Source organism: Anabaena sp. WFMT (assembly GCF_051781005.1).
Lineage (GTDB): Bacteria > Cyanobacteriota > Cyanobacteriia > Cyanobacteriales > Nostocaceae > Anabaena.
In genome coordinates this window covers 654,665-669,685 of sequence record NZ_JBPWOA010000002.1, presented here as the reverse complement: position 1 = coordinate 669,685, position 15,021 = coordinate 654,665, and the positions used below count along the sequence as shown (strand labels likewise).

Sequence of the window (15,021 nt, the reverse complement as noted above, 5' to 3'; positions counted from 1 at the left end):
TTAAGGTAGCCAGTGGGGATGAAAGCCGACTAGAGGTAGTTGTTCTGGCTTGATTTCGATGTTTTCTAAATCAGTGATTGGTAGCAGAGGCATTAACCACAGACTACTAGTAGCAATCGGTTCTCCATCATCAGTTTTTAAAGTATTGGCAGATAAAGAAGTTTGTGCCGTACTATTTTGCATTGGTACTACTTGGTCGAACAATATACCCAAACCGTCAGGTGCTAAACTCATTTGCACATTTCGTTGGGCTGGAGGCAGCATCAATAGTGGTTTCTGCTGCTCAGTTTTCAGATTAATTGCTACTAAATAAGGCTGTTCTATATATTGTTCTTGTGATACTAGCTGTGTGAGCAAACAGTAGAGGGTGGGTGAGGCAGGATCAAAATCACAACCGAGAATTGAGCCTGTTGTTTTTAATAATTGTTTCTGTACACCTTGATTGGTGACTAGGAATAAATCTCGCGTATAGTCTGTATTGAATTTGACCATTACGGCTTGTGAACCATCCTTAGAGAAAGCTTGGACTAGTCCAAATTGTGGTAAAAAATCTAGTGGTTTAGTGGCATCTCCTTCGAGGGATAAAATTGCTGTTCCTTGTCCTTGAGCAACTGCGACAGCTTTACTATCTGGTGTGATGAGAAAGTCTCCACCGGGTTGGCTTTCTAAGCGTTTTGGACTAGGTCGGTTTCCATAATTATCGGTGGTTGCTGGAAGATACCACAGGCCAAAATCTCCTGGATTATCTCTTTTGCCTCGTTGAACAACTATTGTTTGTCCATCAGGGGATAAATCAAATTTCAGGTTTTGATAGTCTTTATTATCTAAAATCAGGTCAAGTTTGCCCGCTGGTTCTGGTTGTTCATCAATTTTGCTGGCAATGCCTGTTGTGACTGTATATAGTTGGGCTGAGAGTAAGTCTGGATTCTTGGAAGAGCGAGCAGAGAATAATATTTTTTCTCCATTAGGAAATGGCTCGAAATCCATGACAACTATGTCTTGGGGGGTAAGTACTTTCTTTTGCTCTTGAGTTAGGTTGTAGAGTACTAACTTTCCTTGTTCTTGTTGATTAGCTCCTATGTAAAGTAAGGCGCGATTGCGAGTACTAAAACTACCGCTAAAAGGCTGAATTTCTCTCTTTTTTCCTTCTACTTCTGAAAATTTGTCTCTAGCTCCTTGCAATAAAACTTTATAATTTGTGCCATAGGGCGCGGGTGTTAGTAGTGTGTAAACCATCCGTCTTCCTGCCCAACTGACTTTACCTGCTAGAGGTGGATCAATTTTTAAATTATCCTCGACGCTTTTGGTGTCCATTGGACGGCTAAACGTGAGGCTAAAAGCTGTGTCTTCTGCCCCAATTTGTTGATTTTGCCAGTTAAAATTCCTAACGATGGGCTTAACTGCGTCACCTTGTAAGATGACGAATCCAATCAGCAAACTTAAGAGGAGCATGAGAGCGATCGCTATTCGATCTAGTGGTTGAATAAATTTATATGATTTAGTCATTGGTCATTGGTCATTGGTGAATAATTATTCTCTGTCACCTGTTCCCCGTCACCTGTCACTTGTCACCTGTTCTCTAATAACTATAAGGATTTTCAGGTTGGGGAATTTTTTTGAGGGAGGTAGCTTTGATAGTAAGTTGGCGTTTATTAGCTACATTTTCTGTGATCATTTGTCCCTCTACTTCTAGCCACACATCTGGTGGATACTGATCGCGATTATCTGGAAGTTGAACGGGTAAGCCTGCTGGATAGACATCTGCGGCACAACAAGTGATCACAAATCTTGCCAATAATAAAAAGTCTTTATCTAAATCTGGGGGATGGATCACAAATCCCTGGACTTTAACTTTTTGTCCAGTATATGCGTCTGGTTCTGGATAGACATTGAGGATGCGTACCCAGTCTATGAGCGATCGCTCCTCTGGACGAACAGTAGCGCGAAAGGCTTGGGGTTGGGAGCGTGTTGCTCCGAGTAACTCAGTTACACCTCGATCTAGTGCTGTTTGACTAGCAAAAACACGAGGGGTAATTATAAATCCTAAAATTGCTGTGGTTAGCAGCAAACCACTACCCCAACCAGGAGGAAATAAATTTATATGTTGATCACTATTCGTAGGTGCTTCATAACGACGACGGCGTTTCCAAAGTTGCGCCCCCTTGAAAACACCAACAATTATTAACCCAACTGCACCCATAATTACTAACCAAAAATAATCGGGGTGAATCAACAAATTCAGTTTACCCGTGAGCCAATATTTCAGCATTAATATTCCCCAAGCTGTAATTGCTAGTACATCTAGCCAAGGGATCAACTGATTTTGGATTTTGGATTTTGGATTTTGGATTGAAGTCATTTTTTATTCGTCATTTTTTATTAAAAAAATACAACGAGCAACTACAGTCGATATAACTAATGCCAAACCTTACATAACGTGCAAATTCAAAAGTAAAGTAAAGAAAAATGTCAATAGTCCGGCTAAAGCAAATAGATAAAATAAAGCTCTAGGTTTGAAAATTGATAACATCAAACCAACGCCTTTAATGTCAATCATGGGGCCAAATACCAGAAATGCTAACAAAGAACCACTGGTAAAAGTTGAGGCAAAAGATAGAGCAAAGAAGGAATCGACTGTAGAGCAGATTGATACTACTGCTGCTAAAACCAACATAGCTAGAATTGAGGTGATTGGCCCAGCACCTAAACTGAGGATGAGATCACGGGGTGCTAAGACTTGAATAGAAGCCGCAATAGCGCTTCCTAAAACCATCACGCCTCCTAGTTCCCGCAATTCTTGGACTATATTATCCAATACTAGACGGAGTTTATCTGCAACAGGTTTATTGAGGTTAGAAGTTGAGAGATTTGTCGGGCTTAAATTATCACTTATCCTGGTGGATATACCTGCTTTACCGCCCAGAATATAGGTTCCTGATTGCAAGAGGGTATTAGCTGCTGCTGGTACTTGGTAACGTCTTCCTTTGCGTTTAGCTTCTGGTTTAGCAGGTGGATTATATTTCAGATAACGAGCGATTACAGGTTGTACAAAAGGGCTTAAGTCTTGCTGAAAACTGAAAATAAACCCGATAATAGTAGCGATCGCTAAAGACAATACAACTCTTAACACTACTATTTCTGGTTGATCTCGAAATGCTGTCCAAGTTGCCCAAATCACAATTGGGTTAATTGTCGGTGCTGCTAGTAAAAAGCCAATAGCTACGGGTGTGGGTACTCCCTGCATCAATAACCGCCGTGCAACCGGCACATTACCGCACTCACACACCGGAAACAAAAAGCCAATCATGCTGCCTACTAAAGCCCCCAGCAGAGGATTTGTCGGCATTTTCTCTACTAATTTACGCTCATCAATAAAAAACAGCAGAAAACTGGAGAATAACACTCCCAGCAGCAAAAAAGGCATCGCCTCGACTAGCAGACTTAGAAATAGCGTAAAACCGTTGTTCAGTTGATTCATCATGCGTCGCAGTCAAAAGCGGTTTTGAGTTTTAGGGTTATGCCTAGTCATTTTATCGAAATGGGGATCAAATGGGGATCAAAGGCAGAACTAGAAAAGTAAACAATCATTATACTCAGTCATTTAGGCATATTGGGGTTATTTAAGCAATTCCTGATAGTATATGCAAGGAGATGTGAGTAGAAGGCAAAAGTGTGGTAGAACTAATTCATGAATTACTCCTACTTATTGAGCTTTTTTAAACTTTTTGACTGGATAGTTATTTTATCCCTGCTGCACTAGATAGATATTTTTAGTTGAGTATATTTACTACTGATGACAATATCTCAGATGATCTGATATACCAAATAGTTACAATTAAATATTTCAACCACCCATCTGTAAGATCATAAATTATTTAAAGTTGTCCTGTTCTTAAGCCAGTTTTGGCAGATAATTTCATATTTGGGTATTAAGCTTGATTGCTTTCATCCTTGTTTGTAGTCAGTCCTGCTCGGAGTTGATCTTGATATTGGTTACTTTTTCACTACAAAAATACTAAAAAGCAAGACTATTATAGATAAATTTTGATAAAAATACTCACTGCTACTATGAATACCCTGATAATAACACGGTAAGTATAAGCATTTTATTCTCCCATCATAACTCCTGAAATGTCTAATTCATTAGCATTATGCATATTTTCACAGGTTCTTCATATTCAAACACCTAAGTAAACAGTATTTTCCGCATTTCCATATTTACTGGATAATACTGTTGTCTACCTTGAAACCCACATCAATAAACGAAATAATTCATGTTTTGTGGTCGCAATTGACTTAAAAAAAATATACCAGCATATTTTCGGGTTACAAATTCTCAGTTTTCCGAGATAGTTGGAGTTAATTGCCAATAAAAAGCAAAAAAACGCCAACTTATATAAATCTGGGAAAATTTGATGAAAATTAAAAGTGCATTTATCTCTATAAGTTTGCTTTTCGGTGCTGTGTTATCCGGTGCTAACTCCGCTGAAGCTGCAACTTTTACCAGCAATGTTACCAAGACAAATGCTAAAAATGATGTGATCTTAAACTCCATTACTCAAAATGGAAAAACATTTAATAACTTCTCTTACGTCAACAAGGCTGTTATTAAATACAATACACCCAAAAACACTACAAACTCTAACAGTGGTGCAGCTAGTACCGATAAAGGTGATAATGCAACCTCACCATTAGCAACAGCCGAAGACCCTACAGGTAATTCTATTGCAGCTTTTTTGGGTAATAACAACTTAAATAACATCATTGATACAGAAGATGACGGTTCTTTCACTATTGATGTTTTCTTTGACAGCAAAATTTTCAAAGATAATTCAGGGTTGGATAACCTGTTCTTTTGGGAACGTGGTCAGAATAGTACATTAGGTATTCAAGCATTGGATATTTCTGGAAATTTAATCGGTAGTTTCAAACAACTTACAGAAACAAAAAAATCCACTAACTATGCTGGCTTCCAAATTGACACCAAAGAAATTGGGGGCGCTCAAAATGTAGGTTCTTGGGGTATTAGTCTCCAAGATTTAGGAGTGACTGAATTAAGTGGTTTGAGATTAACATCTAAAGCAAGCTATAGTGGCCCTGATTTTAAGGTAATAGCTAGAACCTCTGTACCTGAACCAACAACTATACTTGGGTTAGGTGCAGTTGCTGGACTCGCTTTATTACGCCGTCGTCAGTTGAAACAGAATTCTATTTAATTACTGTTAAAGTAAATTTTCGCCACGTTGGTATATCTCCCGTGCATAATCAGTCCAAGCACCTTGTCCCCAATATCGAAAACAACTTGTTTGCAGTAACAGGTTATGTAATAAAACTTGGCGATAGTGAAGTTGTCTAGTTACAGGTTCATCTGAGTTATTAGACAACAGTTGATCAAATTTCTGATGAAATGAACTACTTAATTCATACATGGGAGATAAAACATTTTCGTATCCTTGAACCCAACTAATATGATTAGTCCATGATGCCCCATCAATATGAAAATTGGGGTTATTTTTTTTGATTTCTTGAATGGCATTTTCTACAGCATCTGGTTGAGAATTATTTGGTGCAATCTGCTGCCAAATTTGATGCTGTCCTACTGGCTGACATTGGGGAAAATCTTCAGGTTGACAACCAGCATTTTCTAATAGTTCCAAATATTCTGTACCACAGACACCGACTACTCCAGTTTTTCCTCCTCCATTCTGCACCATATCTCCCCAAGCTTGTTTAAAACCGCTAGGAAATTCATTCATCATCACACCACCATTTTCACCATCACCAATTTGGCTAACAATAGGTGGTACTAAAACATTACCTAATTGTTGTTTAGATAAAGTTTTGGCTTCATAATATGGCTGCATTTGAGCAACTAATTTTGTATCTGAACCTTGGGTTTTAATTAAGGCTGTAATACTAATGGTTTCTCCTTGGGAATTGCGAGCAATTAAACGATGTGGTAAATGTTTTTGAGTGATGGATTCACCGCTAATTGTTTCTATGGTGTGTTCTTGTACTAGTAACCAACGATATCCACATTCTTTGAGGGCTTTGATGAATGCAAAGAGGGTATCGGGGTGATTTGGGAGGTGCATTTCTGGTGGTGAAAATCCCTTGACTCGCGCTAGTGCTTCCCAACCAAAAATTGCGGCAAAATGTTGTTGCCAAGCGATGATGTGCAGTTTAATATCTGATATGGGTGTGGAAGGAATGACGGCGTGACTCCACATTGTTCCCAACCATTCTACATAAGGCTGATAGGTGCGATCGCACGTGATACGTTTAAGATTGTCGAGGATATCGCTTCTTCCCATTTGTCTGAGTCCCCACAAGAGATTACCGGAGTAATCCAACATGACACGGGGGTTGCAACCTTGATTGACTAATTCAGGGATAAAGTCACCTATACGGCTGTAACAATACGCAAAGGGGGCTGCGTTGTGGTTGTCTCCCTCCTGCTGATGTTCAAACATATATTGCAGATTGCTGATGAGTGAACCATTCTGTCCAGCTGGTATAGTGGGCTGGTGCATATGGAGTGCGATCGCAAATACTGCATTTACATCTGCTAATTTAATATTAGTTGTTGGTAAAAATACAGGCTGATTATGGTTGACTACAGAAAGAACTTCTGTTTCCCAACCAGATATATTTGGTAAATCATCAATGATTTCGGGCAAATTGGGCAGATTAGTAGGTAATTGAAACATTTCTGGTTGCTCCGAAACAATGTATAACTATAAATCTTGCACCGATATCTGGCTATGAATACCCCCAGTCACGCAATTCTCAATCTAGTGATTTTTAATCAACAATTACGAACTCAGGCTAGTCCAGCGATTATTATCGGTGCAGTCCTTCCAGATATTCCCATCTTTGTGTTCTACTTCTTGATGAAGTTTGTTTACCGTTTACCAGAACGTCAAATTTGGTCTGAGGTTTATTATCAACCTTTTTGGCAATTTATTGTCAGTACGTTTCATTCGATCCCCTTAGCGTTGCTGGGTTTATTAATTGCCCATATCGGGAATTGGCAAGTAATTGAGGTGGTTTTTATAAGTATGGTGTTGCCTTCTTTGTTAGATTTACCAGTTCATAACAATGATGCTCATCGTCACTTTTTCCCTTTCAGTAATTATCGTTTTATTAGTCCTATTTCTTATTGGGATGTGAAGCATTATGGACGCATTGCGGCTTTGCTAGAAATTCTATTGGTTTTAGGGGCAACAATTTATTTATTTTCCAGTATTCAAGCTTATTTGGGTGCAGGTTTGTTAGTTGCAGTTAATGTATTTTCTTGGTTTGGGTATTTTCGGTTTTATGTGAGAAAGAAAATTAATTGATTGCAGACTAAAATATTTATTATTTCAACGAGTTATTAAAGTTTTTGGAGGTACAGTTTAATGTTAACCTTGGACGTGCAATCAATTTTAAGCTCAATTACCAATGAAGTGGCTTGGGAAAATATCATACAATTTGAAAAATTGGATGAACGGGTAGATACAGCTAATATGTTATGTTCTAATCTGATTGGGGTAAATGAAGGTTATATTGAATTGTGTCCTAATTCTGAACCACCTAGTCGTTTAGAAATTTTAATTTGGTGGTGGGTTATTCGTCCAGATTTGGGTGCAGCTATAGCTATTGAAGCACCTGATGAATTGAAAAAAGTTATTAGTAAATATATTTTAGAAAATGAGTGATTTCGAGACATTCCGCAAGCAATATTTTTCAGTTAGGCTCAAAATAATGAAATTACGTAGGTTGGGTTGAACAAAGTGAAACCCAACATTTACAAGGATCTGTTGGGTTTCGTTCCTCAACCCAACCTACAAAAATTATAATTAATTGCAAATTCAAGATTGAAACAGATATTTTTTATGGGTTATTAAAGATAATGATCATGGTTAGTTGCACCATCTTTTACATCACATTCCACAGGGTTTGAACCTAAATTCCAAATAGACGATGTTTGTTGGATGCTAGTAATAACAGGTGTCGGAACAGAATTTTGTGATCTTCGTGCAGTCATTAATTGAGGTGTACCTACTCTAGTAGATGTAGGATCAAAATATTGATCAACAATTTCTTCTCCTGCTGCAATTTTTTGTTCTAATTCATCCGTAGAAATATTGTTCATAAATTTATCATTCCATTCAATATCAAATACATCTATAAGCCAAATTGACTTTCGACATACGCCTGTAAAGTCCCTGAATCGCCAATTCTTAATAAAAATTTCTTAAGCTTTTGCCTAGCTGTTAATCGCCCTGAATTTGATGCACTTTTATCAGCTAATTCATACACTGCGGAAGTCAATTCAGCCGATTTATTATTCCCATGCTTCTGTATTAACTCTAAGAGCTTGCTGATGTTTTCATTAAAGGATATGTCACCAGTGATTTCTTGAGCAACAATACCTTCAACCTTATTGAAGATTTGAGGATTAATATTAACTGTTAAAGGTGAAGTTATCTGTGGAAACGACTGGTAAATTCCCAATACAGAACTAATTCCATCCAACCGTGGAATTACAGAATCTACCAACATATTAACTACCTGCCAATCAAAATTAGGAGGCACAATATCAGCAAGCTCTGATTCTAGCCTATGCTGAACGCCAAGAAGCTTTCTTTCTCTTTCCTGCTTTATATCTACAATAAGGCGTTTTGCTTCTTTGGAGTATCGCTCAACTATCTCATATATCGCTCTAGGACTTAAATCCTTATTTTGTAGCAAAACTTCTGCACTGTTAGGGTTAGATATACAGATATCTAAAAACTTTGAAAAATCATCAAACTCTTTCGATATATTTGCACTATAAATGTTTTCATCACCATGAAACTCAAAAATAGTTCCTTGATTTGTACGATATTGATCTAATGATATATTTAGGTTACTAACCTTCGATAAATAGTCCCTAAAAAGTTGAAGTAGCTTGTCAGTTTCTAAAGACCATATTCTGTTAGAAGGAACATAGATGCGGAATAACAAATTTTGTTCAATTTGTTCTATAAAAGTCAGTGCTAAAATGGTCAATTCTGCATTCTTTTTATATACAATAATATTTAGGTTATTACTTTCAAGTATTTCATTTACAAATAACCTAGTTATGGGTTCAGGAGATTTTGAGTCTATATAGAATTGGGACTTATTATTTTGGCTTTCAAAACTAGATTCTTTAATGCCAGAAAAAAGAAATTCATACACAAAAACAATATTTGGAAATTCAGAAATTTTATCAAATAACTTTTCAGCTACACCTCTATAAGACTCTGAGTTTATTAATTCATAAGTATAAGGAGTTAATTTAATAAGGATTTGACTAATAGAAAATTCATCAAACAACTTCAGTATTGATTTCCAATTATCAACACTTGAATTCAATAACTTTTTCTTGTACTGTCCTCCTGTAGATGTAATCTTACTTGTAACCCCTTCATGATCAATATCTCCGAGAAGTAATATTAATGGCTTATGAGAATCTAACATTTTACCTCAATTATATGAATTTCAACTTATTCTATTTATGAATCATCTTGAGATTGAATTGCTCGAAGTCGATTATAATACTCAGTAATTGAACTTTTTATAGATTTATCCAATTTTCCATGATCCCTAATGGATTCAAGCATCTTATAAGCGATTCTAATATTTTTGTTAAAATCATCAATCTCATTTTGCTGCATATGAGGGTTGTCTAACATAAATAAATTTTCTAAACCAATAAATGTTCCAACAATATGCACAATAATTTCACGTTCAATATAAAAGCTTAATTTGTCAGCTAATTCAGCTATTTTAAAACCAACTTTAAAGGCAATTTCTTGTTTATCTTCAACCGTTAATTCTTCTGTATTGAACAGTTTGCTAATCACACCAGACACTTTCTGAACTTCAGAAAAAAGGATATGACAAGCCTCTAGCCGCTTATGAAATAAATCGTTTGAAGTATTAAAGGTAAGTGGTAATTTAGTATGACTATGACCACTCTCAATTTCATTAATTGCTAATTCTTCTGCCGTTTTTTTCCATTCATATAAGAAATTAACAGAATATCTAATAACATCAGTGTCTATAAGCTTGGAACATTTTTGGCATAACCATATTCCATTGTGTGCTGAACTCCTCTCCGCAGGAGATAAAGAAGCATCATAACGAGGACCTCCAAGTGATGCTGCCGTAATATGTGCAGCAACACCAACATTAACTGTCTTTGTAACGTCCTTATGAGGTCCACTTGTTAGTTGAAGACAGGAAGGATTTGAACAACGATAGCCTACTCGCTTTGCGAGTAATTCTTTTGTCGCAGAGGGGAAATCATCACGCATAGCTAAACTATATTAGCAAGAAGTAATAGACCAAATGCTGCTCTGTTGGAAAGATAGCGAATACACTACAAAACAGGCAACCTATGGAATTGCTTTTTTAATTCTTTAATTATACAAGAACTTACAGAATATACAGTTATCGAACGCTCTCACAAAGAAGCCAAGACTATTGACAAAAATTTATCATCTTAAAACCTTGCCTACTAAGGCTTGTATCTTAGCAGACAAGGAATTTAGGAGTTGTGTATATCCGTAGAGAGAGGGATTTTACAACTTCGTCGAACTCGCGTTAAACAAAGTCTCTACATTCTTCATTTCCTACTTACGGGCTGAACCGAAAGCCAGCCTATTTCTAGAGAACAACGAATTGCTAAAATGCTGGATTTTTGTTACCAAACTCTTGATTAAATTGGTTTGGGGTTGTTTTCTTGGTGCTGCTAGTCTTAAAACTATTTCTAGCAACCAAGGGGCAAGATTCTGACACAAAACTGCTAAATGAGATTGCCATCCGACTAAGATTTCTGATGAATCTTTTTCCAGTCCTCTGGTGAGTGCTTGGGCTACTTGTTGGGGTGTCATGGGGGTGACTCCACGAAATAGTTTTAAGTCGCGCACCATGTCTGTGTCGGTGAGGGTGGGAAGTAAAGCCACAACGCGGATGTTGTGTTCTGCTAGTTCCCGACGGAGGGCTTGGGTAAATCCGAGAATTGCAAACTTGGTGGCTGAATAGGTGGCCATTGTCGGGGCTGCAACTTTCCCCATGAGGCTGGAAACATTGACGATTGTTCCCTCTTTTTGACTGGCCATACGTCGGGCTATCAGACTCGTGAGGTTGTACATTCCTAACAAGTTGATGGAGATTTCTTCTTGGACTTGGGGGAGTTTTGATTGCAGAAATGAGTTCTGATATGCGACTCCTGCACAGTTAACTAAAAGGTGTATAGGGCCATCTGTGCGCCATAGTTGAGCGATCGCTATATTAACTTTGACTGATTCAGTTAAATCTAAGTCCATGATTATGATTTCGGTGCCGAAAGCTTCGATTTCTTGCGCTACTTCGGCTAATTTCTGGCGATCGCGTGCTACCAATATCAGCCGCTTTACGCCTTGTTGGGCTAATTCTAGTGCGATCGCTTTGCCAATTCCACGGGAAGCACCCGTAATGAGAGCAACTTTGCCTTGAATCTTCATCGGTTTTCACCTCCAAATTTTTCGCCTTACCTCTTGCTTCTTTGCAATCCAAAGGTCAGACGATTGATGATTGGTAATAGATTGATGATTGGTAATACTAGTCGAACGAGAATCTCTAGCTAATCTGCAATACCCCTCTATTGCTTATACGAAGCATAAATTTCTCGTTGGTAGGATAGTCAAAACTGAAGTCTATTGGCGTGGATACAGCGCATCGGTTTTACCTCTCTTTAATCCGAGCATTCACTAGTATGTTGCCACTACACACGTTAGCAACTAAATCAAGAGATTGCAATCTTTTTTAATAAGAATTGCTTAACATTTGTTTACGAAGCATATATATAAAATTATTTTCTTTGATAAGTTTTTATGAATACTGGGTGATCCCCGTATTGATACCTTGACAATTGAGGGAACAGGAGGCCAAAAAGTTGGAGATATGAGAACAGACAGTCATCTCAAACCCATACATAAAAGGACTATTAAATATGTTCCCTGTTTCCGGCAATCAAACGGACTCTATTCTCATGATTAATGTTCATTTTTCAATTTCCGACTAGAAACCCTAAAATGAGAGCAGCAAAAGACTATTCCGAACACAAGCACACTCCATGCGTATTTCTCTAAATTGGCTGCGGGAACTAGTAGAAATAAAACTTAGCCCAGAAGAATTGGCGGAAACCCTGACAATAGCTGGGTTTGAAGTAGAAGACATTGAAGATCGCCGGACTTGGGCAAATGGCGTAGTTGTGGGGAAAGTGCTTGAGCGTCAACCCCATCCCAACGCTGATAAACTGAGTGTATGTACAGTAGATATTGGGGCAGATGAAACTTTAAATATTGTTTGTGGTGCGGCTAATGTCCGTGCGGATATTTATGTCCCAGTTGCCACTACAGGTACTTATTTACCAAATATCGACTTAAAAATTAAACCTGCAAAACTACGCGGTGTGCCATCCAATGGGATGATTTGTTCTTTAAAAGAACTAGGTCTACCTACAGATATAGATGGAATTCATATTTTCACCCAAGAAAATTTAGCCTTGGGTAGCGACGTGCGTCCCTTGTTGGGTTTAGAGGATGTAATTTTAGATGTTGCTACTACTGCTAACCGTGCTGATGCTTTGAGTATGGTGGGTATAGCTAGGGAAGTGGCAGCTTTAACTGGTGGAAAATTATCTATTCCCGCACCTGGTGAAGTGACAATTACCAAAGGTACAAGTAACTTAGGTTTAAAAATTTCTGAACCCGAAGCTTGCCCTGCTTATATTGGTACAGTAATTGAACAGATAAAAATTGCGTCCTCTCCAGAATGGTTAAAACAGCGTTTACTTGCTGCTGGGGTACGACCAATTAATAATGTGGTAGACATCACCAACTTTGTATTGTTGGAACGGGGACAACCTCTACACGCTTTTGATAGCGATCGCTTAAAATCTGTAGCTGGGGGCGAAAATTTAACCGTTGGTGTCCGCTTTGCTGATGCTGGAGAAACCCTCAAAACCTTAGATGGCCAAACCCGCACCCTCTCAACTCAAAATTTATTAATTACTGCTAACAACAAAGCTGTAGCTTTAGCAGGAGTAATGGGTGGCGAAGAAACTGAAGTTCATGAAGGTACACAAAGCCTCGTTTTAGAAGCGGCTTTATTTGATTCTGTTGCTATTCGTCGTTCTTCTCGCAGTGCAGGGTTAAGAAGTGAAGCTTCCGGTAGATATGAAAGAGGAGTTAACCGCGCTGAATTAGAAACAGCTTGTAACCGGGCTTTATCATTAATTAGCGAATTAGCAGCGGGTGTAATTGTTCAGCAAGAAATTTCTGATCATCGTCCTAACCCTTCCACCTGGTCACATTCCATAGCACTGCGTTTAGATAGAGTTAATGAAGTCCTAGGACCAATTGAATTGGGAGAAGAAACGGGAGTACTAGAAGCAGAAGATGTAGAAAAAATCTTAACTGCATTAGGGTGTGAATTAGTTGGTAGTGGAGAACGCACATGGACAGTTACCGTCCCTCCCTATCGTTACCGCGACTTAGAACGGGAAATTGATTTAATTGAAGAAATAGCCCGTCTTTACGGTTATGACAAATTCTGCGACACCTTACCAGAAAAGTCGGAAGCTGGCTATCTACCCTTAGATCAAGAATTAATTCGCAAATTACGCGCTTATTTACGGGCTGAAGGTTTAACAGAATTAATTCATTATTCTTTAGTTAAGCCAGGGGAAAATCAGCAAGTAGTCTTAACAAATCCTTTATTTGCAGAATATTCGGCATTGCGGACTGATTTGATTGCTGGGTTAATTGATGCCTGTCAATATAATATTGAGCAGGGAAATGGGGTACTGAATGGTTTTGAAATTGGGCGCATTTTCTGGCGAGAAGAAGAAGGTTTAGAAGAAGCTGAAATGTTGGCGGGGATCATCGGTGGTGATTCAACTCTGGGTAAATGGTCACGAGGTGGTCGTGAACAACCGATTACTTGGTTTGAAGCTAAAGGCATTTTAGAAAGTGTATTTAAGCAATTTAGCTTATTAGTAGAATTTCAGCCTGAAAATCGAGATTCTCGTTTACATCCAGGACGCACTGCTTCTTTGTGGGTACGGGGTAATAGGTTAGGGACTTTTGGACAAGTTCACCCCCAATTACGAAAAGAAAAAGGTTTGCCAGAAGCCGTTTATGTGTTCCAATTAAGTTTGGATGTGCTGTTAAATGCGTTGGATGATGATGAGTTGTTGGTTCCCAAATTCCAATCTTATTCTACCTATCCAGCCAGTGACAGAGATATTGCCTTTTTTGCACCTGTCAAAGTCACGGTTTCAGAAATTGAAAAGGTGATTACCAAAGCGGGTAAAGGTTTGCTCGATTCTGTGGAATTGTTTGATGAGTATCGTGGTGAACACGTTCCAGAAGGACAGCGGAGTTTAGCGTTTCGTCTAGTCTATCGTTCAAGCGATCGCACTCTCACCGAAAATGAAGTTGAACCAGTTCATAATAAAGTCCGCACCGCTTTAGTAGAAAAATTTGGTGTTAGTTTGAGAAGTTAGGATTTGGTAATTGGTAATTGGTAAGAGTTTTTTCCAATTCCCAATTATTATTACCATGAACGCCTAAAATCTCAAATAGATTTCTTTGATCCCACGCTTCTTAGAGAATGTTTGATAGCTTGCGTGGCGTAGCCATAAACTTTGTCGTGTGGGATCTAACACTTGTAGATCCCCCTAAATCCCCCTTGGAAAGGGGGACTTTGAAGAATTTAGCCCCCCTTTTTAAGGGGTTGGGGGGATCTCAATCAATTCTGATACTTTTCAAACATCATCTTAATCAAACATAAAATTTATGATCTAATCAAGCATTAAAAAAATTATGATTGCTTTTTATTATCTGTATTTTCTCTAATTTTAATGGTTATATATAGCTATTTCCTAGAGGATAATTAATATCCTTAATTACAGAAAATACCTATTATAAAACTATGCTTACTTTTAAATCTTTATAT

Annotated in this window: 12 protein-coding genes; 4 read left to right on the top strand and 8 right to left on the bottom strand. The window is 38.0% G+C overall.

Annotated elements, in window-relative coordinates; translation table 11 throughout:
- The 3 genes from ACSQ6I_RS03270 to ACSQ6I_RS03260 form a co-directional block, all read right to left on the bottom strand.
- Positions 1 to 1,506, bottom strand: a complete 1,506-nt coding sequence (locus tag ACSQ6I_RS03270; protein WP_438888865.1) for a hypothetical protein — start codon at positions 1,504 to 1,506, stop codon at positions 1 to 3.
- A 73-nt stretch (positions 1,507 to 1,579) separates the two neighbouring features.
- The gene (locus ACSQ6I_RS03265) at positions 1,580 to 2,359 is read right to left on the bottom strand and encodes a TIGR03943 family putative permease subunit (protein WP_438888864.1); all 780 of its coding nucleotides are present in this window, start codon (positions 2,357 to 2,359) and stop codon (positions 1,580 to 1,582) included.
- A gap of 69 nt (positions 2,360 to 2,428) precedes the next feature.
- Positions 2,429 to 3,478 carry a permease gene (locus tag ACSQ6I_RS03260; RefSeq protein ID WP_438888999.1) on the bottom strand — a complete coding sequence of 350 codons (1,050 nt, stop codon included), beginning with the start codon at positions 3,476 to 3,478 and terminating at the stop codon, positions 2,429 to 2,431.
- A gap of 937 nt (positions 3,479 to 4,415) precedes the next feature.
- Here ACSQ6I_RS03260 and ACSQ6I_RS03255 point away from each other — a divergent pair.
- Positions 4,416 to 5,216, top strand: coding sequence for an exosortase-dependent surface protein XDP2 (locus ACSQ6I_RS03255; protein WP_438888863.1), 801 nt, complete (start codon positions 4,416 to 4,418; stop codon positions 5,214 to 5,216).
- Between the two features lie 6 nt (positions 5,217 to 5,222).
- Here the strand turns inward: ACSQ6I_RS03255 and ACSQ6I_RS03250 are convergent, their stop codons facing one another.
- Positions 5,223 to 6,710, bottom strand: a complete 1,488-nt coding sequence (locus ACSQ6I_RS03250; protein ID WP_438888862.1) for a glycosyl hydrolase family 57 — start codon at positions 6,708 to 6,710, stop codon at positions 5,223 to 5,225.
- 54 nt (positions 6,711 to 6,764) lie between these two features.
- Between ACSQ6I_RS03250 and ACSQ6I_RS03245 the strand changes: the two genes are divergently transcribed.
- On the top strand, positions 6,765 to 7,343 hold the full coding sequence (locus ACSQ6I_RS03245) for a hypothetical protein (protein WP_438888860.1): 579 nt from the start codon (positions 6,765 to 6,767) through the stop codon (positions 7,341 to 7,343).
- Between the two features lie 60 nt (positions 7,344 to 7,403).
- Entirely contained in the window at positions 7,404 to 7,703 is a 300-nt protein-coding gene (locus tag ACSQ6I_RS03240; RefSeq protein ID WP_438888858.1) for a hypothetical protein, read from the top strand.
- Between the two features lie 185 nt (positions 7,704 to 7,888).
- Here ACSQ6I_RS03240 and ACSQ6I_RS03235 read toward each other — a convergent pair whose 3' ends face one another.
- From ACSQ6I_RS03235 to ACSQ6I_RS03220, 4 genes are all read right to left on the bottom strand, one after another.
- Positions 7,889 to 8,140 (bottom strand): hypothetical protein, encoded by a 252-nt coding sequence (locus ACSQ6I_RS03235; RefSeq protein ID WP_438888856.1) that lies wholly within the window; start codon positions 8,138 to 8,140, stop codon positions 7,889 to 7,891.
- Between the two features lie 32 nt (positions 8,141 to 8,172).
- Positions 8,173 to 9,492, bottom strand: a complete 1,320-nt coding sequence (locus ACSQ6I_RS03230; protein ID WP_438888855.1) for a hypothetical protein — start codon at positions 9,490 to 9,492, stop codon at positions 8,173 to 8,175.
- A 35-nt stretch (positions 9,493 to 9,527) separates the two neighbouring features.
- The gene (locus tag ACSQ6I_RS03225) at positions 9,528 to 10,331 is read right to left on the bottom strand and encodes a hypothetical protein (protein ID WP_438888853.1); all 804 of its coding nucleotides are present in this window, start codon (positions 10,329 to 10,331) and stop codon (positions 9,528 to 9,530) included.
- Positions 10,332 to 10,649: 318 nt separating this feature from the next.
- On the bottom strand, positions 10,650 to 11,522 hold the full coding sequence (locus ACSQ6I_RS03220) for an SDR family NAD(P)-dependent oxidoreductase (RefSeq protein WP_438888851.1): 873 nt from the start codon (positions 11,520 to 11,522) through the stop codon (positions 10,650 to 10,652).
- 611 nt (positions 11,523 to 12,133) lie between these two features.
- Here ACSQ6I_RS03220 and pheT point away from each other — a divergent pair.
- The gene (gene pheT / locus ACSQ6I_RS03215; RefSeq protein WP_438888849.1) at positions 12,134 to 14,569 is read left to right on the top strand and encodes a phenylalanine--tRNA ligase subunit beta; all 2,436 of its coding nucleotides are present in this window, start codon (positions 12,134 to 12,136) and stop codon (positions 14,567 to 14,569) included.
- Positions 14,570 to 15,021: the final 452 nt, after the last annotated feature.